The organism is Cellulomonas sp., from assembly GCF_965229465.1.
Classification (GTDB): Bacteria; Actinomycetota; Actinomycetes; order Actinomycetales; family Cellulomonadaceae; genus Cellulomonas.
This window is the reverse complement of record NZ_OZ245882.1, coordinates 4,352,343-4,378,328: the sequence shown is the minus strand read 5'-3', so window position 1 is coordinate 4,378,328 and position 25,986 is coordinate 4,352,343. Positions and strand designations below refer to the sequence as shown.

Genomic DNA, 25,986 nt, shown 5'->3' with positions numbered 1-25,986 from the left:
GGTCAGCCGATCGCGTGCACAGGGGCGGTGAGCGGGGTTCCCGACCCGTCGCGGCGCTGGTCGGTGGGCGGTAGCTCGATCGGCTGACCGCCGGAGCCCGTCGCCCATGCCGGCGCGGTGCCGACCCACGCGAGGAGCAGGGTGTCCTCGTTCCGCAGGAACCGGTGCGCCCGCACCCCGCCCGTCGCGCGACCCTTGCCCGGGTAGACGTCGAACGGGGTGACCTTCGCCGAGCCTGCCTGGGTGCCCGGCAGCGCACCGGAGGCGCCGGCCACCGTCACGACGACCGCCGTGGACGCCTCGTCCGCAGCGACGGAGCCGAACGCGACCACCCGCTGGCCGCCGGCGAGCTTGATGCCGGCCATGCCCCCCGCGGCACGGCCCTGCGGCCGGACCGCCGACGCGGGGAAGTGCAGGAGGGACGCGTCGGAGGCCAGGAGCACGAGCTCGTCCGTGTCGGTCACGGCGGCGGCGCCGACCACCTCGTCGCCGTCCTTGAGCGAGATCGCCTCCCAGGCGTCCCGGTTGCCGGGCACGTCGCCGGCCGAGACCCGCTTCACCGTGCCCTGCGCGGTGGCCAGCGCGAGCGTCGGCGCGTCGGGCGCCAGCGACGCGAGGCCGACCACGCGCTCGCGCGGCAGGAGCGTCACCACCTCGCCGAGCGGGACGCCGCCGGACAGGGAGGGCGTCCCGTCGGTCGGCGGCAGCCCGGGGAGGTCGAGCACGGAGACCTTGACGATGCGGCCCTGGGAGGTCACGACGCCGACCTCGGCGCGCGCGGTCGTGGCGACGGTTGCAGCGACGACGTCGTGCTTGGACCGGCGGGCGCCCTCGACCCGCGCGGGCAGGTCCTCGGACGCCGTGCGAGCCAGGAGGCCGGTGCCGGACAGGAGGACCCAGCACGGGGTGTCGGCGATCTCCAGCGGGGCGGTGGCACCGCGCGGTGCCGGGGCGCCGGTGATCGAGGTACCGCCCGCCGACTCGAGCAGGATGGTCCGGCGCGGGGTCCCGTAGGTGGCGGCCACGTCGGCCATCTCCGCCGACACCAGCGTGCGCAGCCGGGCCTCGTCGCCCAGGATCTCCCGCAGCTCCGCGATCTCCTGCGCCAGCTGCTCCTGCTCCTTCTCCAGCTCGATGCGCGAGAACTTGGTGAGCCGACGCAGCCGCAGCTCGAGGATGTACTCCGCCTGGGGCTCGGACAGGTCGAACACGCTGCGCAGCCGGGCGCGGGCGGTGTCGGCGTCGTCGGACGTGCGGATCACCTGGATGACCTCGTCGATGTCGACGATCGCGACGAGCAGGCCCTCCACCAGGTGGAGGCGCTCGAGGCGCTTGGCCAGCCGGAACTGCGAGCGCCGACGGACCACGACGATCCGGTGCTCCACCCAGACGACCAGCAGCTCGCGCAGGCCGAGCGTGCGCGGCTGGCCGTCGACGAGCGCGACGTTGTTGATGGAGAACGAGTCCTCCAGCGGCGTGTACCGGTAGAGCTGCTCGAGGACGGCCTCGGGGTGGAAGCCCGTCTTGATCTCGATGACCAGCCGCAGCCCGTGCTGGCGGTCGGTGAGGTCGACGGCGTCGGAGATGCCGGAGAGCTTCTTGTTCTGGACGCCCTCCTTGATCTTCTCGATGACCTTCTCGGGGCCCACCGTGTACGGCAGCTCCGTGATGACGATGCCCTTGCGCTTCGCCGTGACGTTCTCGATGCGGGCCGTGGCACGCGTGCGGAAGGCGCCGCGGCCCGTCCGGTACGCCTCGCGGACGCCCTCCAGGCCGACGATCTTGCCGCCCGACGGCAGGTCGGGGCCGGGGACGAACCGCAGCAGGTCCTCGAGCGTGGCGTCGGGGTGCAGGACCAGGTGCCGGGCCGCCGCGACCACCTCGACGAGGTTGTGCGGGGCCATGTTGGTGGCCATCCCGACCGCGATGCCGGCCGCGCCGTTGACCAGCAGGTTCGGGATCGCCGCGGGGAGCACCTCGGGCTGGGTGAGCTTGTTGTCGTAGTTGGGCACGAAGTCGACGACGTCCTCGTCGAGCCCGGTGGTCATCGCCAGCGCGGACGGCGCCATGCGGGCCTCGGTGTACCTGGGCGCGGCGGGGCCGTCGTCGAGCGAGCCGAAGTTGCCGTGCCCGTCCACCAGGGGCAGGCGCAGCGAGAACGGCTGCGCGAGGCGGACCATCGCGTCGTAGATCGCCGCGTCGCCGTGCGGGTGCAGCTTGCCCATGACCTCGCCGACCACGCGCGCCGACTTCACGTAGGGGCGGTCGGGGCGCAGGCCCATGTCGGACATCTGGTAGAGGATCCTGCGCTGCACCGGCTTGAGGCCGTCGCGGGCGTCGGGCAGGGCCCGGGAGTAGATGACGGAGTAGGCGTACTCGAGGAACGAGCCCTCCATCTCGGTCGCGACGTCGATGTCGACGATGCGCTCGACGAGGTCCTCGGGCGGGAGTTCGGGGGTCGCCGGGCGACGCGCCATGGGTGCTGCTCCTCGGTGCCGGTCTGCGGTGCGGCGACCATTGTGGACCGTCCGCAGGCCCCGACGGGCCGCGGCACGCGGTACGCCGCACTAGCGTGACGTCCATGGCAGACGTCACGGCTGACGACCACCCGAGCCCGGGCCCGGTGTACCCGGCCGCCTGGGAGGCGGACGTCGTGCTGCACGACGGCTCCACGACGCACGTCCGCCCCCTGCGTCCCGACGACGCCGACGCGTTGCAGGCGTTCCACGTCGCCCAGTCGGAGCGTTCGACGTACATGCGGTTCTTCGCTCCGCTGGAGCGGCTGCCGGAGCGCGACCTCGCCCGGCTGGTGAACGTCGACCAGGTGGACCGCGTCGCGCTCGTGGCGGTGTCGAGCGGCGCCGAGCCGCAGGACGTGGACCAGATCATCGGCGTCGCGCGGTACGACCGGATCGGCACCGACGAGGCCGAGGTGGCGTTCAACATCGCCGACGCCCACCAGGGGCGCGGCCTGGGGTCCGTCTTGCTCGAGCACCTCGCCGCCGCCGCCCGGGAGCGCGGGGTCCGGCGGTTCGTCGCGGAGGTCCTGCCGCAGAACGGCCGGATGATCGGCGTGTTCAAGGACGCCGGGTACGAGGTGCGGCAGCGCACCGAGGACGGCATCGTCGCGGTCGGGTTCGACATCGACCCCACGGACCGCTCGCTCGCCGTGATGGCCGACCGCGAGCACCGCGCCGAGGCACGCTCCATGCGGGACCTGCTGCACGCGAGCTCGGTCGTGGTGGTCGGTCCCGGGGTGGACGCGGGGGAGACCCTGGCCGGCCGCCTGGCCGCGCGCGTGCTGGCAGACCTGCTGGTGGGGGACCCGTCGGTGCTGGTGCACGCCGTGGGCGTCCCCGGCGACTCGGCCCTGCCGATGCACGCGGAGCTGGCCGACGTCCCCGGACCGGTCGAGCTGGCCGTCGTCGCCGTGCCGTCGGCCGACGCGGCCGACGTCGTCCGCGCTCTGGCCCGGCTCGGGGTGCACGGGGTCGTGCTGCTCACCGCAGGCTTCGCCGAGGAGGGCCCGGGGGGCCTGGACCGGCAGCGTGCGCTGCTGCGCGTCGCCCACGGGGCCGGGATGCGCGTGGTCGGGCCGGGCTCCTACGGCATCCTGTCCGCGCGCGCCGGCGGCCTCCAGCTCAACGCGTCGTTGGCGGCCTCACCCCCGCCCACGGGACGGATCGGTCTCTTCTGCCAGTCGGCACCCCTGTCCGTCGCGCTGCTCGCGGCGGTCCGCCGGCGCGGGATCGGCCTCTCGCAGTTCGTCTCCGCCGGGCACCGGGCGGACGTGTCCGGCAACGACCTCATGCAGTTCTGGGCGGACGACGTCGACACGGACGTCGTCGGCCTGTACCTGGAGTCGCTGGGCAACCCGCGGAAGTTCTCGCGGGTGGCCCGCCGGCTGTCGCTCCTCAAGCCCGTCATCGTCGTCACGGCCGGGCGGTCGGGGCAGGTGGTGCCGCCGGGCCACGCGGTGCGCCCCACCCACGCGCCGCCGCGGACCCTCGCGGAGATGCTCCGGCAGTCGGGGGTGGTCCGCGTCGAGAACACGCACCAGATGCTCGACGTGGCGCAGGTCCTGGCGCACCAGCCGCTGCCCGCGGGCCGACGCACTGCCATCCTGGCCAGCTCGGCGTCCGTCGCCGCGCTCGTCGCGGAGGCCGTCGCGGCCGCCGGGCTGGTGGTCAGCGGGCACGTCCAGCTGCTGCCGGAGGACGCGTCCCCCGAGCGCGTGAGCGCCGCCGTCGATGAGCTCTACGGCGACCCTGACAGCGACGTCGTGGTGGTCGTCCGGATCCCCACGGTCGGCGGGCCCGACACGGTGCTCCAGGAGGCGGTCGCACGGACCGCCGCGCGCTCCGGACGCACCACGGTGGCCTGCATCTACGACCTGCACGGGCTCACCCCCGAGCTGACCGCCACCGACGACGACGGCAGGGAGTGGACCGTCCCCGCCTACAGCACGCCGGAGGACGCCGCGCTGGCGCTCGGGCACGCCGCCCGGTACGCGCAGTGGCGCGACGGGGACCGGGGCCGTCCGCTGCATCCCGAGGGCGTCGAGACGCGCGCCGCCCGCCGGCTCGTCGCGGGGTGGCTCGAGGCGGAGGCATCGGGCGACGCGGTCCTGGCGCTGAGTCCCGAGCGGACCTCCGAGCTGCTCGGCACGGCCGGCGTCAGCGTCCTGCCCTCGTACCGGGTGCACGATGCCGACGAGGCCGTCGCCGCCGCCGACCGCATCGGGTGGCCGGTCGCGATCAAGACGACGGTCCCCGCCCTGCGGCACCGCGCGGACCTCGGCGGCGTGCGGCTCGACGTCGCCGACGAGACCGAGCTGCGGGCGGACGTGGAGCAGGTGCTCGCGCTGGCTGCGGGCCACGAGCACGGGGACGTCGACGCGCCGCTCGAGGTGCAGGCCATGGCTCCGCACGGGTCCGCGTGCGTCGTGCGGTCGGTCGAGGACCCCCTGTTCGGACCGATCATCAGCTTCGGCCTCGCCGGTGACGCGTCGGACCTGCTCGGCGACATCGCCTACGGCGTCCCGCCGCTCACGGACGTCGACGTCGCCGAGCTGGTCCGCACCGCCCGGGCGGCACCCCGCCTGTTCGGCTACCGCGGCCTGCCGGCGCTCGACGTGGCCGCTCTCGAGGACCTCATCGCGCGGGTCGCCGTCCTCGCCGACGACCTGCCCGAGCTGCGCTCCCTCGAGCTGAACCCCGTCGTGGTCTCCGAGCACGGCGCCGTGGTGCTCGGGGCGCGGGCCGCGGTGTCGCGGGCCGACCGTGCCGATGCCACCCGCCGATTGTCGAGGGTGTGATCGTGCCCCGACGGGGACCCGGTCGCTGGCCACGGCCGTCGAGGTGGGAGGATGGACGGGTGCCCGCTGCTGCTCCCGCCCTGCACCAGGACCTCCACCGTGCCGGCTACTACCCGGAGCTCGTCGTCGACGTGCTCGACGTGGCCCTGGCCGACGAAGAGGTCGTGGCTCACCTGGTCCACCCCGAGACGACGTTCGACGCCGCCGAGGTCCGCCGCCACGTCACCGTGCTCGTGCTGACCCCGACGCGCCTGGTCGTCGCCCACGTCGACGACCACCCGGCCGACTCCGAGCACCCGTCGGCCTCCGCGTCGGCGACCACCGAGGCGGTGCCGCTGGCCGAGCTGACGTCGGTCGCGCTCACCCACGTGGTGCCCCTGCCGGAGAAGCACGAGCGCGGGCAGCCCGCGCAGGAGCTCACGCTGGTGATCGGCTGGGGTGCGGTCTCCCGGGTGGACCTCGAGCCCGCGACGTGCGGCGACCCCAGCTGCGACGCGGACCACGGGCTCACCGGGACGCTCGCGCCCGACGACGTGGTGGTGCGCGTGAGCGCCGCCGCGGAGGGGCTCGACTCCGTGCGCGCCGCCACGGCGTTCGCCCGTCAGCTGTCCGCGGCGAGCGCACGGGCCCGATGACCGATCTCGAGACTCCGAGCCCGACGGCGCCGTCGCGGCTGAGGGACGCGCTCGACGCGGCGGACCTCGTGGCGCCGGCTTCCCGGTACCCGTGCCTCGGCAGGGTCCTGCCCGCAGTCGCCGGAGCGGTCGGGGTGCGCGAGGTGCCGGAGGCGGAGCTCTCGCAGCGACTGCTCGGGCTGCCCGACGCGTCGCGCGTCTGCGTCGTGCTGGTCGACGGCCTCGGGCACGCGAACCTCGCCGAGCGCGCGGGCCACGCGCCGTTCCTGCGGCAGCGGCTCGCCGGGTCCGCGCCGCTGACCAGCACGTTCCCGTCGACCACCGCCACCGCGATGGGCACGTTCGGGGTGGCGCTGCCGCCGGGTCGCACCGGCATGCTCGGGTACACGGTCCGCGATCCCGCCAGCGGTGAGCTGGGCAACCTCGTGAGCTGGACCGGCCTCCCGCCCGCCCGCGAGTGGCAGCGCGAGACCACGGTGTTCGAGCGGCTCGTCGCCGCCGGCACGAGCGTGACGAGCATCGGTCCGGCCCGGTTCTCCGGCTCCGGGCTCACCGAGGCCGCCCTGCGTGGCCCCACCTACAAGGCGGCCGAGTCGCTCGCCTCGCGGGTCGACGCCACGCTCGAGGCGCTGCGTCGGCCCGGGGTGGCGTACCTGTACTGGGGTGACGTCGACAAGGCGGGGCACCGGCACGGGTGGGGGTCCTGGCAGTGGGGAGACGCCCTCGCGGAGCTCGATGCGGAGCTCGGACGGCTCGCCCGGTCGCTGCCGCGGGACGCGGTGCTGGTCATCACGGCCGACCACGGGATGGTCGACGTCGACCGGTCCCTGCGCTGGGACGTGGCGACGGATCCCGCGCTGGGCGACGGTGTCGAGCTGGTGGCGGGGGAGCCGCGAGCGCTGCACCTGCACCTCGGTGCCGGTGTCGACCCGGACGTGGTGGCCCAGCGGTGGCGCGACGTGCTCGGGGACGCTGCGGTCGTGGCCACGCGCACCGAGGCCGTGGACGACTCCTGGTTCGGCGACGTCTCCCCGCACGTGCTCCCGGTGATCGGCGACGTGGTGGTCGCCATGACCGGACGCGCCACCGTCGTGGACTCGCGCACCCAGACGGCGGCCTCCCTCGACCTGGTCGGGGTGCACGGCTCGCTGACCCCCCTCGAGATGCTCGTCCCGTGCCTGGTGGTCGCCTGATGGCCGAGCTGGTCTTCTTCTCCGGCACGATGGACAGCGGGAAGTCCACGCTCGCGCTCCAGATGCACCACAACCACGCGGCGCGCGGACGCGACGGGGTGCTGTTCACGCGGCAGGACCGCGCCGGCACCGCGACCATCTCCTCCCGCCTCGGGCTGACGCAGCGCGCGCACGAGGTGGACGACTCGACCGATTTCTGGTCCGACGTCATCGCGCGCCGCACGCACGGCCGGCCGGTCGACTACCTGATCGGCGACGAGGCGCAGTTCTACACCGCCGCGCAGGTGGAGCAGCTGGCCCGGGTGGTGGACGAGCTGGGTGTGGACGTCTACGTCTTCGGCATCTCCACCGACTTCCGCGCGCGGCTGTTCCCGGGTGCCGCCCGCCTGGTCGAGCTCGCCGACCGGGTGGAGATCCTCCAGGTGCGCGCGCTGTGCTGGTGCGGGGCGCGGGCCACGCACAACGCCCGCACGATCGGCGGGACCATGGTGGTCGAGGGGGCGCAGGTGGTGGTCGGCGACGTCGAGGCGGGTGCCGACGAGGTCGGCTACGAGGTCCTGTGCCGACGGCACCACATGCGTCGCATGACCGCCGCGGCCGCCCGCGCCTCCTCGCCCAGCCCGCAGACGCTCACGTCGGTGGACGAGCTCAGCCTCTGAGCGCCGGCGTCACCGACCGCGGGTCATCGACCGCCGGTCATTCTGGTTTTGCGCCGAAGACGATCTCGTCCCAGCTGGGCACCTTGGCGCGTCCACGTCGGGCGCGCGGGCGCTCGCTCTCGTCGTGCTCGGCGGCAGCCGCAGGCGTGGTGACCGGCTCCGGGACCGCGACCGGTGCGGGGTAGACGTGCGCCTCGGCGGCGTCGTCCGCATCGACCGGGTGAGCGCCGGGCACCGAGGTGTCCAGCCGCCCGAAGTCGAACGCGTGCTGGGGGCCGAAGCCCTCGAACTCCTCGGAGTCGTCCTCGTCGCCGAGCTCGACCGCCTGCCGGACGCCGCGCCGGCTGCGTAGGTCGTCCAGGAGCGAGGCCGTCTGCTCGTGCGGGTCCGGGACGGGGTCGGGCTCGACGGGTTCGGGCGCGTCGTGCGCGCCGCGGAGGGCAGCGCCGTCGCCCTGGAAGTCGAACACCACGTCGCGCACGGCCGCGAGGTGGCGCCGCGACACCGGCTCGTCGGCGAGCTCCGTCTCGGACAGCCAGCGCGCCTCGTCCTCGACGGCGACGACCGTCCGCTTGGCGGGGTCGAACGTCCAGCGCGCCTCGTGCTCGGTGTCACCCACGGCGAACCGGGCGAGGACGACCCAGGGTCCGGAGGACTCACGGGCCGCGTCCCACGCCAGCGAGGCCAGCTCGACACCGCGTGCGGCGAGCCGGTCGGTCACCAGGTCGCCGAGGGTCGGCGCCCCGGACTCCCGCCCGACGCGGGTGCCGCGGGCCTGCTCGGCGATGTGCTCGCGCTCGGCAAGGACAGGTCCCTCGTACCGGCGGACCCGCTCGACGGGAAGGCCGGCGGAGTCCGCCACCTCCTGCGTCGTCGCACCCGCGCGGATGCGGGACTGGATCTCCCGGGGGCTCAGCGTCCCGGCGCTCTCGGCGCGCAGCTGCTCGAGCTGCGGCCGGTCGCGACGCACGGCGGCGCGCAACGGCTCGTCGATGCGCACGCGGAAGCGCGCGCCGTCAGGGGCCACCAGGACGAGGTGCTCCCCGTCCTCGTGCAGACCCACCAGCTCCAGCTCACCCATGCGACCTCCCGGTAACTCGGGCACGAGCCTGCCACCGATCCGGCTCGACGGCGCGGACCCGGGCCGGTGCGGCGCGGGATCACGCCGCACGGGGCCGACGCTGCGATGATCTGCCGCGTGGACACGGACATCCCCTTCGAACCCGTCCTCGAGCTGATCGGGGTCTTGGTCGGCGCGATGTCGGGGGCGCTCGCCGCGGTCCGCAAGCAGTTCGACGTGTTCGGCATCATCGTGCTCGCCTGGGCGGCCGGCCTGGGCGGGGGCATGCTGCGCGACGTCCTCATCGGGGCCGTGCCGCCGGTCGGGATCTCGAACTGGCGGTTCATCATGACCGCCGTCGTCGGCGCGGGTGTCATCTACTTCTTCCACCCCCGGCTCGAGCGCGCGCGGCGGTTCATCGAGGTGCTCGACGCCGGGGCGCTCGCCCTGTTCAGCGTCGTCGGGACCATCAAGGGGCTCGAGTACGGGACCACCCTGACGGCCGCCGTGGTGGTCGGCGTGATGACCGGCGTGGGCGGCGGCGTGCTCCGCGACCTGCTGTCGGGCGAGGTCCCCGTCGTGCTCCACCATCGACAGCTGTACGCGATTCCCGCGCTGCTGGGGTCCACGGCGACGGCCATCCTGTGGTGGCAGGAGGCCATCACCACCGCGACGAGCGTCGCCGTGGTGGCCGCGGTGTTCGTCCTGCGGGTGGGCGCTCTGCGGTACCAGCTGAAGGCGCCCGGACCGTGGCGGGGGACCGTTCGCTGACAGGATGGGGGCGTGACCCCCCACACTCCTGACCAGGTCCGCGCGCTCGCAGAGATCGCCGAGGCCCTCGCCCGCGAGGCCGGTGCGCTGGTCCGCGACGGTCGGCGGGACGTCACCGTGTCGGCCACCAAGTCCAGCGCCCAGGACGTGGTGACGGCGATGGACCTCGCGTCGGAGGCGCTGCTGCGCACGCGGCTCGCGGAGCTGCGGCCGAACGACGCGATCCTCGGTGAGGAGGAGGCGTTCCGTCCCGGGACCTCCGGGATCACCTGGGTGGTGGACCCCATCGACGGCACCGTGAACTACCTCTACGGGCACTCGCCCTACGCCGTCTCCGTGGCCGCGGTCATGGGACCGGACCCCACCGCCGCCCCCGACCCGGCCACCTGGACCGCGCTCGCCGGCGCGGTGTTCTCGCCGGAGGACGGACGGTCGTTCACCGCCGGTCTGGGCCTGGGTGCGACGCTCGACGGTCGGGAGCTGCGGGTGAACCCGCCCCGACCGTTGATCGACTCGCTGGTGGGCACCGGCTTCGGTTACGTCGCCTCGAGGCGGCGGGTGCAGGGACGAATCGTCGCAGAACTGTTGCCGCGGGTACGTGATATTCGTCGCGCCGGTTGTGCGTCGTTGGATCTGTGCGCCGTGGCCGCCGGCGGGCTCGACCTGTACTACGAACGCGGCCTTCAGCCGTGGGACCTGGCGGCCGGTGCGCTCATCGCCCAGGAAGCAGGTGCGCAGGTCACAGGCCTGCGGGGCGGGCAGGCGCAGGAGGCGATGACGGTCGCGGGGGTACCGGGGGCGGTCGAGGAGCTGCGGTCGATCCTGGAGGGTCTGGGCGCCGACTCGGACGCCTGAAAACGCTCCCACACCGACCGCGACGAAATCGGTCACGCGTCCGGTTCGCTCGACGCTCGAAAGTGGTGCAGAATCCCACCGCGCGCGGGAACAAAAAGCACGTCGCGTGCATTGATCCCGCGTACGAGATTCCATCCAGACACGGAGTGTGACGCCACACATGGCTACCGACTACGACGCCCCGCGCAAGACCGAGGAGGACCTGAGCGAGGACTCGCTCCAGGAGCTCCAGGCTCGGCGCTCCGACAAGAACTCGGGCGTGGTGGACGAGGACGAGACCGAAGCGGCCGAAGGGTTCGAGCTCCCGGGCGCGGACCTCTCCGGCGAGGAGCTCTCGGTGCGCGTGCTGCCACGGCAGGCGGACGAGTTCACCTGCTCGAGCTGCTTCCTGGTCCACCACCGCAGCCAGCTCGCCTACGAGCGCGACGGACGACCCGTCTGCTCGGAGTGCGCGGCCTGATCGCCTCCACCCACGTTCCACGACTGACCTGAGGGCCGGTCGCCCAGCACCACCGGGCGACGGGCCCTCGGCATGTTCGCGCCAGGCCCTCAGCCGTTCAGCGCCGCAGCCAGCTCCGCAGGGCGGCGGGTGGAGACCACCCAGTACGGGGTCGGGTCCTGCGGGTCACGCACCTCGACGCGCACGGAGGTGTGGATCCAGCCGCGCAGGCACAGATGGGCTCGCGCGTCGAGGCGCGGCCCGAGCTCGGCGGTCGTCGCGGCGCGGTCGAGCGGGACGGCCGGCCCCAGCAGGGCGAGCGGGATGTGCGCACCGCCGGCCCGGAGGATGCCGTCCCGCACCTCCACGCGGGGCGCCGCACCGGCGAGCACGAGGACGCCGACCGCCAGCACGGCGACACCGACGGCTGCGGCGGCACGCACGTCGACGGGGACGAACGCGACGAACACCATGAGCGCGAAGGCCACGAGCAGCACCCATCCGAGCGGTCCGAGCCACAGCCGCTCGGCGTACGTGGGCGCGGCGGCCTGGGACGAGGGCAGCGGGGCGCCGCTGGGAGCTTCGGGCATGCACCCAGCATCCCATCCGGCGGGTAGGGTCTGGCCCCGTGACGGCCGACCCCAGCCCCGAGGTTCTCCTCCTGCGCCTCGACCCCGACCTTCCCGCGCCCGCCTACGCGCACCCCGGCGACGCCGGCGCCGACCTGGTCTCCAGGATCGACGTCGTGATCCCGCCCCAGGGCCGCGTGACGGTGCCGACAGGGGTCGCCATCGCGCTGCCGGACGGGTTCGCCGCGTTCGTGCATCCGCGCTCCGGGCTGGCCATGCGCCACGGGCTCACCATCGTGAACGCACCCGGCACCGTCGACGCCGGCTATCGGGGCGAGATCGCGGTCACGCTGCTGAACACCGACGTGGAGCACGCGCTCGAGCTGCACCGGGGCGACCGGATCGCGCAGCTGGTGGTGCAGCGGGTGGAGCGGGTCAGATTCGTGGAGGCCGAGACGCTGCCCGGCTCGCACCGGGGTGACGGCGGCTTCGGCTCCAGCGGCGGCTGGAAGGCTGCGCCGACCGTCTAGGTCGGGACTACTGTCGATCTGTTGGCAACTGATGCGCGCGAGCGCGTCGAAGAGGAGTGAGCACGTGGCGCTGTTCCGGCGTGGTGGAAAGGATTCCGCCCCAGACGACGCGGTGGAGACCGAGGTCGACGAGTCTGCCGTCGTCGACGAGCCCGGCGACGACCTCCCGTCCGCGCCGGTCGAGCGCATGGGCGGGCCGTGGGACGCCTCGCAGGTGGACGACGACGTCCCGCGCGTGGACCTCGGAGCGATCCTCGTGCCCGGCGTGCAGGGCATGGAGCTGCGGATGGAGATCGACAAGGCCACGGACGTCGTGTCCGCGGCGTCGATCCTCATCGACGGCTCGTCGCTCCAGGTGCAGGCCTTCGCGGCACCTCGCACCGAGGGCATCTGGGACGAGATCCGGGCGGAGATCGCCGAGTCCGTGACCCAGCAGGGCGGCTCGGCGGACGACCTGCCGGGACCGTTCGGCCGCGAGCTGCTGGCGCGCCTCCCCGTGCGGACCCCCGAGGGGCGCACCGGGCACCGGCCTGCGCGCTTCGTCGGCGCCGACGGTCCGCGCTGGTTCGTGCGCGGTGTGATCACCGGTCGCGCGGCCGTGGACCCGGCCGCCGCCACGGCCCTCGAGCAGCTCTTCGCCGGCATCGTCGTGGTGCGAGGCACCGACGCGCGCCCGCCCCGGGACCTGCTCACCCTGCGGCTGCCCGGACCGGGAACGCCGAACCTCCAGGCCGCCGCTCCTCCCGACGATGCCCCGGCAGTGCCCGACTTCGACCCCCTGCGCCGGGGTCCGGAGATCACGGAGATCCGATGAGCCTCAAGGAACGCCTGAAGAAGGCGGTCGCGTCCCAGGCCGAGATCGAGGCCGACGAGGAGCGCGCCGACGCCCACCGCTCGGTGGGCTGCACGCCCGTCGACCAGCTGGCGGACCGGTCGCGCGCCAGCGTCTCCGGCGTCATCCGGTCGGTCACGCTGCGGCCGCGCGAGGGTGTACCGGCCCTGGAGGCCGAGCTGTACGACGGCAGCGGTTCGCTGGACCTGGTCTGGCTGGGCCGCCGGGAGATCTCCGGCGTCACACCCGGTCGTCGGCTGAAGATCGAGGGGCTCGTGTGCCTGATCGACGGCCGGCGCACCGTGTTCAACCCCCGCTACGAGCTGCGGCCGCGTCCCGGTGAGTGACGAGCGCCCGCTCGACGCGATCGACGACGTCGTCCCACCCGAGGAGGGCGGGCTGCGCGGCATGCGCGCGCTCACGGCGGAGCAGTTCTCCGCGGCCGACGCCGTCGGCGGGGTGCGCGGGGTCGTGGAGTCCGTCGCGCCCGGCCTGCTGTTCGTCGTCGTGTACCTGGCCTCGGGTCAGCGGCTCGCGCCCGCCCTGGTGGCCGCGGCGGGAGCGGCGGTGGCGGCGGTCGTCGTCCGGCTCGCGCAGCGCACGCCCGTGACGCAGGCGTTCTCCGGTCTCGTGGGGGTGGGCGTCGGCGTCATCTGGGCGTGGCGCTCCGGCGACGCCTCCGACTACTTCGCCTACGGCCTGTGGGTCAATGTGATCTACCTGATCGGCACGCTCGGCTCGATCCTGGCCGGCTGGCCGCTGGTCGGGCTCGTGATGGGGCTGTTCCGGGCCGAGGGGCCGCTGTCGAGCAACGGGTCCTGGGGTGCTGCGGTGGCGTGGCGCGCCGATCCGGTGCTCCGTCGCCGGTACGCGCTGGCGACGTGGCCGTGGGTCGCGATGTTCGCGCTCCGCCTCGCCGTGCAGGTGCCGCTGTACCTGGCCGACGAGGTCGCGTGGCTCGGCACCGCCAAGCTGGCGATGGGCCTGCCGCTGACCGCGCTGGCCCTCTGGCTCAGCTGGTCGCTGGTCCGTGGGTCAGCAGCGCTTCCAGCTCGGACTCGTCCGCTTCCCGAGCCGTGACGAACAGCAGCTCGTCCCGGCCCTCGAGCGTGTCGTCGGGGCTGGGGGCGATCGGTCGTGCGTCCCGCACGATGCACGCGAGCACGGTGTCCGCGGGCCACTCGATCTGACCCACGCGCACGCCCGCCAGCGGCGAGTCGTCCGGGAGCGTGAGCTCGAGGATGTCCGCGCGGGACTGGTGGAACGTGAAGATGCGCACCAGGTCGCCGACCGTGACCGCCTCCTCGACCATCGCGGTCATGATGCGCGGTGTCGACACGGCCACGTCCACGCCCCAGGCCTCGTCGAACATCCACTCGTTCTTCGGGTTGTTCACGCGGGCGACCGTACGCGGGACGCCGAACTCGGTCTTGGCCAGCAGCGAGATGACGAGGTTGGCCTTGTCGTCGCCTGTGGCGGCCACCACGACGTCGCACTCGTCGGCCTTCACCTGGCGCAGCGTGGGCAGCTCGCAGGCGTCGGCCAGCAGCCACTCGGCGTCCGCGACCTGCGAGACGCGCATGGCCGACGGCTGGCGGTCGATCAGCGTGACCTCGTGGCCGTGCCCGAGCAGCTCGCGCGCGATGGAGCGCCCGACGGAGCCGGCCCCCGCGATGACGACCCTCACGCCGTCACCGCCGGTGCGCTCGTGAGGATGCGTTCGACCAGGGCGGAGGCGTCCGCCCGCATGAGCACGTGCACGGTGTCGTTCTCCTGCAGGACGGTGGTCGGCGTCGGCAGCAGGCCGTCGCCGTAGCGGGTGACGTACGCGATCCGGGCGCCGGTCGCCTCCTCCAGCACGCGCAGCGGCTTGCCCACCCAGCCCTCGTGGACGTCGACCTGCGAGAGCTGGATCTGCCCCGAGGAGTCGCGGTACTCGTCGGTGGCGCCCATGGGCAGCAGGCGGCGGAGCACCTGGTGCGCGGTCCAGCGCACGGTGGCGACCGTGGGGATGCCCAGGCGCTGGTAGATCTCGGCGCGGTGCGGGTCGTAGATGCGGGCGACGACGTTCTCGATGCCGAACGTCTCGCGCACCACGCGGGCCGCGAGGATGTTCGAGTTGTCGCCGTCGGAGACGGCCGCGAACGCGAACGCGTCCTCGATCCCAGCCTGCGTGAGCGTGTCCCGGTCGAAACCGAGGCCGGTCACCTTGTTGCCACCGAACTCCGGGTCGAGGCGACGGAACGCCTCCGGGTTCTGGTCGATGACGGACACGGAGTGCCCGTTGTCCTCCAGGCTCTTGGCCAGCGTGGCGCCTACCCGGCCGCATCCCATGATCACGAAGTGCACAGTGGGGCACGCTATACCGTCCACCTCGCCCGGCGCGCCGCGGGCGGTGGTGTGGGCTGCCGCGCGCGGGCCTAGCATTGCGCATCGTGTCGGACCTCTCGGATGCCGCCAAACGCCTGTTGCTCGGACGCCCTGTCCGCAGCGACCGCCTCGGCCACACACTCCTGCCGAAGCGCATCGCGCTTCCGGTCTTCGCGTCGGACGCGCTCTCGTCGGTGGCCTACGCGCCGGACGAGATCCTGCTGACGCTCTCGCTCGCCGGGATGTCGGCGCTCGTCATCTCGCCCTGGGTCGGCCTGGCTGTCGTCGCGGTGATGATCGTCGTCGTCGCGTCCTACCGGCAGAACGTGCACGCCTACCCTTCCGGTGGGGGCGACTACGAGGTCGCGACCACCAACCTGGGCAAGAACGCCGGCGTGACCGTCGCGAGCGCGCTGCTGGTCGACTACATCCTCACGGTCGCCGTGTCGATCTCCTCGGGCGCCCAGTACGCGGCGACGGCGTTCCCGCCGCTGCGCGGGCACGAGGCGCTGTTCGCGATCGGGCTGGTGGTCCTGCTGACCGTCGCGAACCTGCGCGGCGTCAAGGAGTCCGGCAGCCTGTTCGCGATTCCCGTGTACCTGTTCATGTTCGCGATCGGGCTGGTCGCGGTCGTCGGGTCGATCCAGCTGCTCACGGGCAACCTCGCGATGGCGGAGAGCGCCGGCTTCGACCTGGCGCCCGACGCCGCCTACGAGCAGGGCCTGACCGGGCTGGCCGGCTTCTTCCTCGTCCTGCGCGCGTTCGCGTCGGGGTGCGCCGCGCTCACCGGCGTCGAGGCGATCAGCAACGGCGTCCCCGCATTCAAGAAGCCGAAGTCCAAGAACGCCGCCACGACGCTCGCGCTGCTGGGCGGCCTGTCGATCGTCATGATCATGTCGATCCTGCTGCTCTCTCGGGCGACCGGCGTGACGTTCGCCGACGATCCGCAGACGCAGCTACTGGAGAACGGCGTGCCGGTCGGCGCGAGCTACATCCAGCACCCGGTGATCAGCCAGCTGTCGTCCGCGGTGTTCCAGAGCGTGCCGTTCGTCGCTGTCCTGATCGCCGTCGTGACGGGCCTGATCCTGGTGCTCGCCGCCAACACCGCGTTCAACGGGTTCCCGGTGCTGGGCTCGATCCTGGCGCGCGACGGCTACCTGCCGCGCCAGCTGCACACGCGTGGCGACCGGCTCGCGTACTCCAACGGCATCGTGACACTGGCACTCGTCGCCATCGCGCTCATCTGGGCGTTCGACGCCGAGGTCACCCGGCTCATCCAGCTCTACATCGTCGGCGTGTTCGTCTCGTTCACGGTCAGCCAGCTGGGCATGGTCCGGCACTGGACCCGGCACCTGCGCACGGAGCCGGACCCGGCGACGCGCACGCGGATGAAGCGGTCGCGGGTGATCAACTCGGTCGGTCTGGCGATGACCGCGACGGTGCTCGTCGTCGTGCTCATCACCAAGTTCACCCACGGCGCGTACATCGCGATCCTGGCCATGGTGGTCGTGTACGCGCTGATGCAGTCGATCCACCGGCACTACGCCCTGGTGCGCAAGGAGCTGGCGCTGGGCACGGACGCCGAGGCCGCCCGGGCGCTGCCCAGCCGGGTGCACGCGATCGTCCTGGTGTCCCACCTGCACCGGCCGACGATGCGGGCGCTGGCCTACGCGCGTGCGTCACGGCCGCAGGTGCTCGAGGCGCTCACGGTCGGCGTGGACCCCGAGGACGTCGAGACGCTGCGCGAGCAGTGGGAGGCCATGAACATCCCGGTGCCCTTGCGCGTGCTCGACTCCCCGTTCCGGGAGATCACCCGACCGGTGCTCACCTACGTCCGCTCGATCCGTCGCGACAGCCCCCGGGACCTCGTGGTGGTCTACATCCCCGAGTACGTGGTGGGGCACTGGTGGGAGCAGCTGCTGCACAACCAGAGCGCGCTCCGGCTCAAGGGCCGGCTGCTGTTCACCCCCGGCGTGGTGGTGGCCTCCGTGCCCTGGCAGCTGGCGTCCACCGAGGGGCAGACGGGGCTCGAGGAGCCGGTCCGGGGTACCGTTCCGCGTGGCTACTGACTCTGCACCTGACCGCATCGACGAGCTCGTCGAGCTCGAGATCGGCCCCGTGGCCCACGGCGGTCACTGCGTGGCCCGCCACGAGGGACGCGTCATCTTCGTGCGGCACACGCTGCCCGGCGAGCGGGTCCGGGCTCGCCTGACCGACGCGGGGGAGACGGCGAAGTTCTGGCGCGCCGACGCCGTCGAGGTGCTGGAGGCGTCGCCCGACCGCGTCGAGTCCGCCTGGCCGGCAGCCGGTCCGGGCGGGGTCGGCGGCGGAGAGCTCGCGCACGTCTCCCTGCCCGCGCAGCGCGCGTGGAAGGCCGCTGTCCTCGCCGAGCAGCTGCTCCGACTGGCCAAGCTGGACCTGGACGTCCCCGTGCTGGCGGCGCCGGGGGACGACGAGCGTGGCGGCCTCGGCTACCGCACCCGGATCGACCTGATCACCGACGCGGAGGGTCGAGCGGGCATGCGCGGGTTCCGCTCGCACGACGTGCGCCTGCTCGACTCGATGCCGCTGGCCAACGAGGCGATCGCGGCCCTCGACCTGTTCGGCCGGCGCTGGTCCGGCGGTGCGCGGGTCGAGGCGATCGCCCCGTCCAGCGGCGACGCCCCGCTCGTCCTGGTGGACGGTGCCCCATTCGACCTCGGGCGCGGTCGCATGGACGGCCGGCCCAACGCCCGCACCGCGGTCAAGGAGCACGTGCAGCACGGCGAGGTCGGGTACGAGTTCCGCGTGGCGGGCGCGGGCTTCTGGCAGGTGCACCGTGAGGCGCCGGACCTGCTGGTCTCCGCCGTGCTCGCGGGGCTCGGGGACGTTGACGGCGCCGCCGTGCTGGACCTCTACGCCGGCTCCGGCCTGTTCACAGCGCCCCTCTCCGACGCGGTGGGCGAGACCGGCGAGGTCGTCTCGGTCGAGGGCGACGCGCGGGCGGTCAAGGATGCGCGGCGCAACCTGCACGACCGCGCGAACGTCGAGCTGCACGCGGGCGACGTCGCCCAGGTCCTCTCCGGCCAGGTCGACTCGGACTCCGACGTGGTGCACGCGGACGCGGTCGTGCTCGACCCGCCGCGCACCGGCGCCGGCCGCAAGGTCGTCGCCGGGATCACCGAGCTGCGCCCGGAGCGGGTGGTCTACGTCGCGTGCGACCCGGCCGCGCTCGCCCGGGACATCGCCCTGTTCGCCGACGCCGGGTACACGCTGGCGGACCTGAAGGGGTATGACCTGTTCCCCATGACGCACCACGTCGAGGCCGTCGCCGTGTTGACCCGCTGACTGGGTGCACGCCGGTGGCCTCCGGACTAGCGTGGAACGCGTAGCCGGACCGGAGCGGCCCGGCAGAGGGGAGCGGCACGGTGAGCGACAAGGACGCGATCAGCCGGCTGGCGGAGGCGAAGCGGCTGGTCACCCAGGAGCTGCACAAGCAGGGCACGCCGGAGTACGACCCGCGCTCGCACGAGCGAGCGATCGAGGCGGAGCGCAAGGCGCAGGACGCCGTGGACGCGGAGCGCGCCGCGCAGAGCTGATCGAGGCAGCCGACGGGCCCTCGCGCACGCGCGCCACGCCGATGTGGACGCGTGTGCGCGGGGGCCCGTGAGCATGTATCTTGATGTCGAGATAAATCGCGACCCCTGCCGCGCCTAGGCTGAGAGGTCGCACCCCACAGCGGTCCGGGTGACTACTCATCCCCGGCAGCACCACCGGCAGACTCGCCAGCGAAGGAGCCCCCGTGAGCAGCGTCGACAGCTTCGGTTCTAAGGGAACACTTGAGGTCGGAAACGCCTCGTACGAGGTCTACCGTCTCTCGGCTGTCCCCGGGGTGGAGCGCCTGCCGTTCAGCCTCAAGGTGCTCGCGGAGAACCTGCTGCGCACCGAGGACGGTGCGAACATCACGGCCGACCACGTGCGCGCGCTCGCGCAGTGGGACCCGGACGCCCAGCCCGACACCGAGATCCAGTTCACGCCCGCCCGCGTGATCATGCAGGACTTCACCGGCGTGCCCTGCGTCGTCGACCTGGCCACCATGCGCGAGGCCGTCGTCGAGCTCGGTGGCGACGCCAGCCGCATCAACCCGCTGGCGCCGGCCGAGCTGGTCATCGACCACTCCGTGCAGATCGACGTGGCCGGCCGCGCCGACGCGTTCGAGCGCAACGTCGCCCTGGAGTACGAGCGCAACTTCGAGCGCTACCAGTTCCTGCGCTGGGGCCAGACCGCGTTCGACGACTTCAAGGTCGTCCCGCCGGGCACCGGCATCGTGCACCAGGTGAATATCGAGTACCTCGCGCGCGTCGTGATGGTCCGTGACGGCAAGGCCTACCCCGACACCTGCGTCGGCACCGACTCGCACACCACCATGGTCAACGGCCTGGGCGTGCTCGGCTGGGGCGTCGGCGGCATCGAGGCCGAGGCGGCCATGCTCGGCCAGCCCGTGTCGATGCTCATCCCGCGCGTCGTCGGCTTCAAGCTGACCGGCACCATCCCGCTGGGCGTCACGGCCACCGACATCGTGCTCACCATCACGCAGAAGCTGCGCCAGCACGGCGTGGTCGGCAAGTTCGTCGAGTTCTACGGCGAGGGCGTCGCGGCGGTCCCGCTGGCCAATCGCGCGACCATCGGCAACATGAGCCCGGAGTTCGGCTCGACGGCCGCGATCTTCCCGATCGACTCCGTGACGATCGAGTACCTGCGCCTGACGGGGCGTTCCGAGGAGCAGCTCGCGCTCGTCGAGGCGTACGCCAAGGAGCAGGGGATGTGGCTGGACCCGACGTCGGACGGCTACGTCCAGCCGGTGTTCTCCGAGTACCTCGAGCTCGACCTGTCCACCGTGGTCCCGTCGATCGCCGGACCGAAGCGCCCGCAGGACCGCATCGAGCTGTCGCGGGCCAAGGAGCAGTTCCAGCGCGACCTGCCCACCTACGCGCCCGAGGTCACCAACGGGGTCGACGAGGCCGAGCGCGAGTCGTTCCCCGCGTCCGACTCGCCCGCGATCACGTCGTCCGCGACCCGGGTGTACCCGACGACCGACACGCAGGGACGCTCGTTCGACCTCTTCCACGGCGCCGTCGCGATCGCGTCCATCACGTCGTGCACCAACACGTCCAACCCGTCCGTGATGATCGCCGCCGCGCTCGTCGCCAAGAAGGCCGTCGAGAAGGGCCTCACCGCCAAGCCGTGGGTCAAGACCTCGATGGCGCCGGGCTCGCAGGTGGTGACCAACTACTACGAGAAGGCCGGCCTGTGGCCCTACCTCGAGAAGCTGGGCTTCCACCTGGTCGGCTACGGGTGCGCCACCTGCATCGGCAACTCCGGCCCGCTGGACGAGAAGGTCTCGGAGACCGTGCAGGAGCACGACCTCGCCGTGGCCGCCGTGCTGTCCGGCAACCGGAACTTCGAGGGGCGCATCAACCCCGACATCAAGATGAACTACCTGGCCTCCCCGCCGCTGGTCATCGCGTACGCGCTCGCCGGGACCATGGACTTCGACTTCGAGGCGGACCCCCTGGGCCGCGACGAGGCAGGTCAGCCCATCTTCCTGAAGGACATCTGGCCGACGCCGGACGAGGTTCAGTCCACGATCGACGCCTCGATCGACCGCGCGATGTTCACCAAGGACTATGCCGACGTGTTCACCGGTGACGAGCGGTGGCGCGCGCTGCCGACCCCGCAGGGCGACACGTTCGAGTGGGACCAGCAGTCCACCTACGTCCGCAAGCCCCCGTACTTCGAGGGCATGCAGGCTGCGCCCGCGCCGGTCGTGGACTTCCACGGAGCCCGCGTGCTGGCCAAGCTGGGTGACTCGGTGACCACCGACCACATCAGCCCGGCCGGCTCGATCAAGGCCGACAGCCCCGCCGGCCTGTACCTGGCCGAGCACGGCGTGGGCCGTCGCGACTTCAACTCCTACGGCTCGCGCCGCGGGAACCACGAGGTCATGATCCGCGGCACGTTCGCCAACATCCGGCTGCGCAACCAGCTGGTCCCGGGCGTCGAGGGCGGGTTCACGCAGAACCTGCTGACCGGCGAGCAGTCGTCGATCTACGACGCCGCGCAGGCCTACCAGGCGGCCGGCATCCCGCTGGTGGTGCTCGGCGGCAAGGAGTACGGCTCCGGCTCGTCGCGCGACTGGGCCGCCAAGGGCACCAGCCTGCTGGGCGTCAAGGCGGTCATCACCGAGAGCTTCGAGCGGATCCACCGCTCCAACCTCATCGGGATGGGCGTGCTGCCGCTCCAGTTCCCGGAGGGCGAGTCGGCCGACTCCCTCGGCCTGGACGGCACCGAGACGTTCGACATCACCGGCGTCACCGCGCTGAACGAGGGCACCACCCCGCGCACGCTCTCGGTGACGGCGACGAAGACCGACGGCACGGTCGTCGCGTTCGACGCGGTGCTGCGCATCGACACCCCCGGCGAGGCGGACTACTACCGCAACGGCGGCATCCTCCAGTACGTGCTGCGCTCGCTCGTCGCGTCCTGATCGGTCCGATCGACGGCCCTCGACCACCGCACGGTGGTCGGGGGCCGTCGTCGTGCGGTAGGACGGCCCCATGGCCCACGACGAACGGCTGGTCGCGCGCGTGCTCGCCGACGCGCGCGACCTCGTGCGCGGCGAGATCGCCGAGCTGGTCGCCCGGCGTCGGGCCACGGGGTACGGACCCCTCTACGACCTCGTCGCGGACTACCCGCTGCGCGAGGGCAAGGGGCTGCGTCCCGCCATCTGCCTGAGCGCGGCGATCGCGGCGGGTGGCCGGACCGAGCAGGCGCTCGGCTCCGCGACGGCGCTGGAGCTGCTGCACAACGGCTTCCTGGTGCACGACGACATCGAGGACGCCTCCACGTTCCGCCGCGGACGCGCGACGCTGTTCGCCGACCGCGGCGTGCCGGTGGCCATCAACGTGGGCGACGCGACGAACATCCTGTCGGTCGGCGTGCTGCTGGAGAACGTGTCGACCGTCGGCGTGCGCAAGGCGTTGCTGGTGCTGCGGGAGTTCGAGCGGATGGCCCGCGAGTCCGTGGAGGGTCAGGCCATCGAGCTGGACTGGATCGCCGCCGGCACCTTCGACCTGGAGGACCGCGACTACGTACGGATGGTCTACAAGAAGACCTGCTGGTACACGGTGATCGCGCCGCTGCGCATCGGGGTCATCTGCGGCAGCCCGCCGGGCGAGGGGCGGCCCACCGACGACGAGCTCCTGGACCTGGTCGCCCTCGGGTTCCACGCCGGGGTCGCGTTCCAGATCACCGACGACGTGCTCAACCTCGTGGCCGACGAGGGCGCGTACGGCAAGGAGTCGGCGGGCGACCTGTGGGAGGGCAAGCGCACCGTCATGCTGCTGCACTTCCTGCGGACGGTCGGCACCGCGGATCGCGAGCGTGCCCTGCGCCTGCTGACGGTCCCGCGGCCGGACAAGGACGCCGGTGAGGTGGCGTGGCTCGCCGCGGCGATGGAGCGCGAGGGGTCGATCGACCACGGGCGTGCGCTCGCGCAGCGGTACTCGCGGAAGGCCCTGGAGCTGGAGTCCCGCGTGCTGGGCCCCTCCCGCGACGACGACTCGGCGGACTATCGTCATTTTCTGCGCGAGATGCTGCACTACGTGATCGACCGGACGCTCTAGCTGGGGGAGTCGATGACGGAGCCACCGCACGGAGCCGGCGACACGCTGAGCGAGATCCTGCGTCTCCAGTCCGAGTTCCAGGGCCGGATGGTCGACGAGACGCTGCGGTACCTGCGCCGGGTGCAGGGCATGTTCGAGCCGCACAGCCCCGGCACGGTGCTCCGGCCGGACGCCCCCGACGCCCTGGCCGTGACGGTGCCGGTGGGTGGCAGGACCTCGGTCCAGCTCGACGTCGAGAACCGCCAGCGCGTCCACACGGCGCTGGCGGCGGTGCTCACCCCGCTGGTCGGTGACGACGGCACGACGTGGTTCGTCGACGCCGACGCGCGACCTGCCTTCCGGCTCCTCGCCCCCGCCGAGCAGGCCCGCGTCACCGTCCGCCTCCGGGTGCCGGCGGACGTGCCTCCCGGGCTCTACCGCGGCCTGGTGACCCTGCGCGGCCTGCATCCCGCCGGGGTGCCGCTGGAGGTCACCGTGACGGAGGTCGTCGCGTGACGGCCCGGGCCGAGGTCCGGCTGGTCGACGAGCCCGACCGGGCGGGCCGGACGACGGCCGCGCTCCTCGCGTCCCTGTCCGGCCGGCTGGCGGCGCTCCCGCTGGTGTCCGGCGCCGACGTGGTCGGCGCGCTTGCGGCGGGCGTCGCGGCGCTCGGCCGGCAGGCGGCGGAGACCGCCGAGGGGCGCGCGCTGCGCGACGGGCTCGCGCACGGCCGTCCCGCGACGAACGCCGCGCTGCTGTGGAAGCAGCTGGGCATCGACCGGTGGCTGTCCACGATGCCGCCTAGCCGGGTTCTCGACCAGCTGCGCAACGACGCCGCGCTGCTGCTGGTGGACGACCTGGCCGAGACCTTCGAGCTGCCGCCGCTGGTGCCGGAGCCGACGGGAGCCGACCGCCCGGCCGGCCCGGAGCGCATCGACCCGCTCGACCTCATGGTCGGGATGTGGGTGCTGGCCACGGACACGGTCGCGCTGGTGCAGGCCCTGGCGGACAGCTCCGGCGTCCCGACCGCCACCGTGGTGCCCGGTCGCCCCGCACCCGCGCGGGTCGACGGCGGCGTCCTGCGCTGACCGTGCGCGACCACCTGCGGCGCCCGCCGGCCGACGACCCGTCGCGGGGCGCGTACAAGGAGTGGCTGCACGTCAACGCGTTCGACCACGACACCGGGGTGATCGCCCTGATCAACGTCTCGGTGCACGGCGACCCCCACGCGCCGGCGTCCCGGGCGGTGGGCGCGGCGCTGGTGCACGAGCCCGGGGTCGGCTGGGCCGGGAACGCGGAGGTGGTCTCGGCGAGCGCCGTCGAGACGGACGTGCTGACGCTCGCCACCGCCGGGGTCGCCGTGGCCGTCGACCCGTCGGGGGCGCGGGTGGCCGCGCGTGCGCGACTGCCCAGGGACGAGGTCGACCTCTCCCTGGAGGGGGTGCCGGTCGGTCCCGAGCTCAGCGCGGCGTCGGTCATGCCCTTCGGCTCGGGGCACCTCGGGTGGGCCGTCTACCCGAGGCTGAGCGTCGCCGGCACCCTCGTGCTGCCCGGCCGCACGGTCACGATCGACGGCGCAGGGGGCTACGCCGACCACAACTGGGGTCGGTGGTGGTGGGGCGACGACGCCGGCTGGGACTGGGCCTGCTGGCACGCCCCGGACGGGGTGCTGGTGGTGTTCTCGCGCATGACGAACCGCGCGCACACGACGACCGGGCTGGTGCTGCTCACCGTGGAGGTCGGCGGTCGGGTGGTCCGGTTCGTCGACGACCAGGTGCTGGTGGAGACGTCCGGGCGGCGCTGGCCGTCGCGACGCCTGCCGGGTGCGCTCGCCGCACTGCACACCGACCGCGCGGCCGAGCGGCTGCCGTCGCGCGTCGTGGTGCACGCGAGCAACGGGTTCGACGCCCTGGACCTGGAGTTCGACGTGCGGGATGTGGCCCAGCTGGTCATGGCCGAGCCCGCGCAGCCCGGGTTTGCCTTCCTGCACGAGCTGGTGGGTGCGTTCCGCTGCGTCGGGCTGATCGCCGGGGCGCGGGTCGACTCGGTCGGGCTGGGGGTGGTCGAGCGTGCCGGATAGGGGCCTGGCGGCCTTCGTGGCGGGCCTCGTGGCGGGTCTGGATGCGGGCGACCCCGACGCGGGCGCCCGCGTGCGACGGCTCGCGCGGGCGCACGAGGCGCGGATCGGTCTGGACGACGAGGCGGTGGACGCGCGGTTCGACGACGACGGGCGGCTGCGGGTGACGACCGCTGTCGGCGACGGGCCGCGCTGCTGGGGCCGGACCGACCGGGGGACCGTCGCCGACCTGCTCGATGCGCGGCTCGAGGTGCGGGACGCGGTGCTGACGGGCCGGATCGAGGTCGTCGGCACCGTGGAGGAGGTGGCGGCGATCTTCGCGGTGGTCGAGGTGCTGATCGGGGCCTCGGTGCGGCTGCCCGCGCTGCAGACGCTCGCCGACGAGCTCCTCGCGGGTGCCCCGGTGGAGCCCCGGCCGGCGACGCGGGCGTCCTGGTACCCGACCGAGATCGGTCCCGTGGAGATCGCGCTCCTGGCCGAGCTGGACCTGCTGGCGGACGAACTGGGCGGCGCGGCTGGTTGACGCCCGAGTTTGTCCGGGTCGATCCTGCTTGGTGACGACATCCCGCGCGGCAACCTGGGGGTAGCCATGGGCTCGGACGTCCACCTCGACGGGCACCTCGGCTCGATCGGGCCTGTGTCGATGAATCCGGTGGTGGTCGACCACATCGGGGCCATCGGGCCGGTGACCGTCGCCGGCATCCCCAACGAGTTCGGCATCACGATCCACGAGCCGATCCCCAAGATCCAGATGGGAATCGACCCGGTCACGCTGAACCCCTTGAACGCGACCATCACCCTCAACCCCGTCACGCTCAACCCGGTGAACCTCAACCTCGCCGTGACCGAGCTCCCCGAGACGCGCGCCCATCTGCCCGCCGACTTCACGGTCGGACTGAGCCTGCTGGGGATGGACCTGCTCAGCATCCGCCTGTGCGGTGAGGCGCAGATGATCTCCGAGGCCTACAAGGCCGGACCGTGCGAGCGCTGCGGGTACACCGACCGCGACGACGACCTCGACCCGAAGGACGGCTGA

26 protein-coding genes are annotated in these 25,986 nt (G+C 73.1%); 21 read left to right on the top strand and 5 right to left on the bottom strand.

The genetic code is table 11. The features are described 5' to 3' along the window. Positions 1 to 2: 2 nt before the first annotated feature. Positions 3 to 2,477, bottom strand: coding sequence for a DNA gyrase/topoisomerase IV subunit A (locus ACO06A_RS20615; protein WP_421734046.1), 2,475 nt, complete (start codon positions 2,475 to 2,477; stop codon positions 3 to 5). 104 nt (positions 2,478 to 2,581) lie between these two features. Here ACO06A_RS20615 and ACO06A_RS20610 point away from each other — a divergent pair, with 104 nt between their 5' ends. From ACO06A_RS20610 to ACO06A_RS20595, 4 genes are read left to right on the top strand one after another with little or no spacing between them, the layout of a single operon-like run. Continuing rightward, complete coding sequence (locus tag ACO06A_RS20610) at positions 2,582 to 5,317, top strand: GNAT family N-acetyltransferase (RefSeq protein ID WP_421734045.1); 2,736 nt, start codon at positions 2,582 to 2,584, stop codon at positions 5,315 to 5,317. A 59-nt stretch (positions 5,318 to 5,376) separates the two neighbouring features. After that, positions 5,377 to 5,952 carry a DUF5998 family protein gene (locus ACO06A_RS20605; RefSeq protein ID WP_175347875.1) on the top strand — a complete coding sequence of 192 codons (576 nt, stop codon included), beginning with the start codon at positions 5,377 to 5,379 and terminating at the stop codon, positions 5,950 to 5,952. After that, the gene (locus ACO06A_RS20600) at positions 5,949 to 7,145 is read left to right on the top strand and encodes an alkaline phosphatase family protein (RefSeq protein WP_421734044.1); all 1,197 of its coding nucleotides are present in this window, start codon (positions 5,949 to 5,951) and stop codon (positions 7,143 to 7,145) included. Before ACO06A_RS20605 ends, ACO06A_RS20600 begins: the two co-directional genes overlap by 4 nt. Then, the gene (locus ACO06A_RS20595) at positions 7,145 to 7,804 is read left to right on the top strand and encodes a thymidine kinase (protein ID WP_175347873.1); all 660 of its coding nucleotides are present in this window, start codon (positions 7,145 to 7,147) and stop codon (positions 7,802 to 7,804) included. Before ACO06A_RS20600 ends, ACO06A_RS20595 begins: the two co-directional genes overlap by 1 nt. Before the next feature lie 37 nt (positions 7,805 to 7,841). Here ACO06A_RS20595 and sepH read toward each other — a convergent pair whose 3' ends face one another. After that, a complete protein-coding gene (sepH, locus tag ACO06A_RS20590; protein WP_421734043.1) occupies positions 7,842 to 8,885 on the bottom strand; it encodes a septation protein SepH in 1,044 nt (347 codons plus the stop codon). Positions 8,886 to 9,002: 117 nt separating this feature from the next. On the opposite strand from sepH, the gene ACO06A_RS20585 reads away from it, so the two are divergent. From ACO06A_RS20585 to ACO06A_RS20575, 3 genes are all read left to right on the top strand, one after another. Continuing rightward, positions 9,003 to 9,635, top strand: a complete 633-nt coding sequence (locus tag ACO06A_RS20585) for a trimeric intracellular cation channel family protein (protein ID WP_421734042.1) — start codon at positions 9,003 to 9,005, stop codon at positions 9,633 to 9,635. 12 nt (positions 9,636 to 9,647) lie between these two features. After that, on the top strand, positions 9,648 to 10,490 hold the full coding sequence (locus ACO06A_RS20580) for an inositol monophosphatase family protein (RefSeq protein WP_421734041.1): 843 nt from the start codon (positions 9,648 to 9,650) through the stop codon (positions 10,488 to 10,490). A 160-nt stretch (positions 10,491 to 10,650) separates the two neighbouring features. Next, positions 10,651 to 10,950, top strand: coding sequence for a DUF4193 domain-containing protein (locus ACO06A_RS20575; RefSeq protein ID WP_056090713.1), 300 nt, complete (start codon positions 10,651 to 10,653; stop codon positions 10,948 to 10,950). Between the two features lie 89 nt (positions 10,951 to 11,039). Here the strand turns inward: ACO06A_RS20575 and ACO06A_RS20570 are convergent, their stop codons facing one another. Beyond that, on the bottom strand, positions 11,040 to 11,519 hold the full coding sequence (locus ACO06A_RS20570; protein ID WP_421734040.1) for a DUF3093 domain-containing protein: 480 nt from the start codon (positions 11,517 to 11,519) through the stop codon (positions 11,040 to 11,042). A 38-nt stretch (positions 11,520 to 11,557) separates the two neighbouring features. Here ACO06A_RS20570 and dut point away from each other — a divergent pair, with 38 nt between their 5' ends. The 4 genes from dut to ACO06A_RS20550 all read left to right on the top strand — a co-directional run bounded on the left by dut (position 11,558) and on the right by ACO06A_RS20550 (position 13,940). Beyond that, complete coding sequence (gene dut, locus ACO06A_RS20565) at positions 11,558 to 12,028, top strand: dUTP diphosphatase (protein ID WP_421734039.1); 471 nt, start codon at positions 11,558 to 11,560, stop codon at positions 12,026 to 12,028. Between the two features lie 64 nt (positions 12,029 to 12,092). Continuing rightward, a complete protein-coding gene (locus ACO06A_RS20560) occupies positions 12,093 to 12,842 on the top strand; it encodes a DUF3710 domain-containing protein (protein WP_421734038.1) in 750 nt (249 codons plus the stop codon). Beyond that, positions 12,839 to 13,207, top strand: a complete 369-nt coding sequence (locus tag ACO06A_RS20555; protein WP_421734037.1) for an OB-fold nucleic acid binding domain-containing protein — start codon at positions 12,839 to 12,841, stop codon at positions 13,205 to 13,207. The genes ACO06A_RS20560 and ACO06A_RS20555 overlap by 4 nt, the downstream gene beginning before the upstream one ends. After that, positions 13,200 to 13,940, top strand: coding sequence for a DUF3159 domain-containing protein (locus ACO06A_RS20550; RefSeq protein ID WP_421734036.1), 741 nt, complete (start codon positions 13,200 to 13,202; stop codon positions 13,938 to 13,940). The genes ACO06A_RS20555 and ACO06A_RS20550 overlap by 8 nt, the downstream gene beginning before the upstream one ends. Here ACO06A_RS20550 and ACO06A_RS20545 read toward each other — a convergent pair. Continuing rightward, complete coding sequence (locus tag ACO06A_RS20545) at positions 13,873 to 14,547, bottom strand: potassium channel family protein (protein ID WP_421734035.1); 675 nt, start codon at positions 14,545 to 14,547, stop codon at positions 13,873 to 13,875. The two genes, ACO06A_RS20550 and ACO06A_RS20545, sit on opposite strands and share 68 nt — an antisense overlap. Beyond that, positions 14,544 to 15,194: a potassium channel family protein gene (locus ACO06A_RS20540; RefSeq protein ID WP_421736107.1), complete on the bottom strand. Its 651-nt coding sequence runs from the start codon at positions 15,192 to 15,194 to the stop codon at positions 14,544 to 14,546. The genes ACO06A_RS20545 and ACO06A_RS20540 overlap by 4 nt, the downstream gene beginning before the upstream one ends. 101 nt (positions 15,195 to 15,295) lie before the next feature. Between ACO06A_RS20540 and ACO06A_RS20535 the strand changes: the two genes are divergently transcribed. The 10 genes from ACO06A_RS20535 to ACO06A_RS20490 all read left to right on the top strand — a co-directional run bounded on the left by ACO06A_RS20535 (position 15,296) and on the right by ACO06A_RS20490 (position 25,986). Further along, positions 15,296 to 17,299: an APC family permease gene (locus tag ACO06A_RS20535; RefSeq protein ID WP_421734034.1), complete on the top strand. Its 2,004-nt coding sequence runs from the start codon at positions 15,296 to 15,298 to the stop codon at positions 17,297 to 17,299. Next, positions 17,289 to 18,557: a class I SAM-dependent RNA methyltransferase gene (locus ACO06A_RS20530; protein ID WP_421734033.1), complete on the top strand. Its 1,269-nt coding sequence runs from the start codon at positions 17,289 to 17,291 to the stop codon at positions 18,555 to 18,557. Before ACO06A_RS20535 ends, ACO06A_RS20530 begins: the two co-directional genes overlap by 11 nt. 80 nt (positions 18,558 to 18,637) lie before the next feature. Further along, entirely contained in the window at positions 18,638 to 18,808 is a 171-nt protein-coding gene (locus tag ACO06A_RS20525) for a translation initiation factor 2 (protein ID WP_175347864.1), read from the top strand. 203 nt (positions 18,809 to 19,011) lie between these two features. Continuing rightward, positions 19,012 to 21,756: an aconitate hydratase AcnA gene (gene acnA / locus ACO06A_RS20520; RefSeq protein WP_421734032.1), complete on the top strand. Its 2,745-nt coding sequence runs from the start codon at positions 19,012 to 19,014 to the stop codon at positions 21,754 to 21,756. A 70-nt stretch (positions 21,757 to 21,826) separates the two neighbouring features. Further along, the gene (locus tag ACO06A_RS20515; RefSeq protein WP_421734031.1) at positions 21,827 to 22,894 is read left to right on the top strand and encodes a polyprenyl synthetase family protein; all 1,068 of its coding nucleotides are present in this window, start codon (positions 21,827 to 21,829) and stop codon (positions 22,892 to 22,894) included. Positions 22,895 to 22,906: 12 nt separating this feature from the next. Next, positions 22,907 to 23,389, top strand: a complete 483-nt coding sequence (locus ACO06A_RS20510) for a hypothetical protein (protein WP_421734030.1) — start codon at positions 22,907 to 22,909, stop codon at positions 23,387 to 23,389. Beyond that, entirely contained in the window at positions 23,386 to 23,961 is a 576-nt protein-coding gene (locus ACO06A_RS20505; RefSeq protein WP_421734029.1) for a hypothetical protein, read from the top strand. The genes ACO06A_RS20510 and ACO06A_RS20505 overlap by 4 nt, the downstream gene beginning before the upstream one ends. A gap of 2 nt (positions 23,962 to 23,963) precedes the next feature. Next, positions 23,964 to 24,953, top strand: coding sequence for a hypothetical protein (locus tag ACO06A_RS20500; protein WP_421734028.1), 990 nt, complete (start codon positions 23,964 to 23,966; stop codon positions 24,951 to 24,953). Beyond that, the gene (locus tag ACO06A_RS20495; protein WP_421734027.1) at positions 24,943 to 25,473 is read left to right on the top strand and encodes a hypothetical protein; all 531 of its coding nucleotides are present in this window, start codon (positions 24,943 to 24,945) and stop codon (positions 25,471 to 25,473) included. Before ACO06A_RS20500 ends, ACO06A_RS20495 begins: the two co-directional genes overlap by 11 nt. A 66-nt stretch (positions 25,474 to 25,539) precedes the next feature. Then, complete coding sequence (locus ACO06A_RS20490) at positions 25,540 to 25,986, top strand: hypothetical protein (protein ID WP_056090752.1); 447 nt, start codon at positions 25,540 to 25,542, stop codon at positions 25,984 to 25,986.

What these genes read in the sequence shown, in the direction of transcription:
- ACO06A_RS20615 (WP_421734046.1), bottom strand. Translation starts at nt 2,477, where the DNA reads ATGGCGCGTCGCCCGGCGACCCCCGAACTCCCGCCCGAGGACCTCGTC.
- ACO06A_RS20610 (WP_421734045.1), top strand. Translation starts at nt 2,582, where the DNA reads ATGGCAGACGTCACGGCTGACGACCACCCGAGCCCGGGCCCGGTGTAC.
- ACO06A_RS20600 (WP_421734044.1), top strand. Translation starts at nt 5,949, where the DNA reads ATGACCGATCTCGAGACTCCGAGCCCGACGGCGCCGTCGCGGCTGAGG.
- ACO06A_RS20595 (WP_175347873.1), top strand. Translation starts at nt 7,145, where the DNA reads ATGGCCGAGCTGGTCTTCTTCTCCGGCACGATGGACAGCGGGAAGTCC.
- sepH (WP_421734043.1), bottom strand. Translation starts at nt 8,885, where the DNA reads ATGGGTGAGCTGGAGCTGGTGGGTCTGCACGAGGACGGGGAGCACCTC.
- ACO06A_RS20575 (WP_056090713.1), top strand. Translation starts at nt 10,651, where the DNA reads ATGGCTACCGACTACGACGCCCCGCGCAAGACCGAGGAGGACCTGAGC.
- ACO06A_RS20570 (WP_421734040.1), bottom strand. Translation starts at nt 11,519, where the DNA reads ATGCCCGAAGCTCCCAGCGGCGCCCCGCTGCCCTCGTCCCAGGCCGCC.
- ACO06A_RS20555 (WP_421734037.1), top strand. Translation starts at nt 12,839, where the DNA reads ATGAGCCTCAAGGAACGCCTGAAGAAGGCGGTCGCGTCCCAGGCCGAG.
- ACO06A_RS20540 (WP_421736107.1), bottom strand. Translation starts at nt 15,194, where the DNA reads ATGGGATGCGGCCGGGTAGGCGCCACGCTGGCCAAGAGCCTGGAGGAC.
- ACO06A_RS20515 (WP_421734031.1), top strand. Translation starts at nt 21,827, where the DNA reads ATGGCCCACGACGAACGGCTGGTCGCGCGCGTGCTCGCCGACGCGCGC.
- ACO06A_RS20510 (WP_421734030.1), top strand. Translation starts at nt 22,907, where the DNA reads ATGACGGAGCCACCGCACGGAGCCGGCGACACGCTGAGCGAGATCCTG.
- ACO06A_RS20490 (WP_056090752.1), top strand. Translation starts at nt 25,540, where the DNA reads ATGGGCTCGGACGTCCACCTCGACGGGCACCTCGGCTCGATCGGGCCT.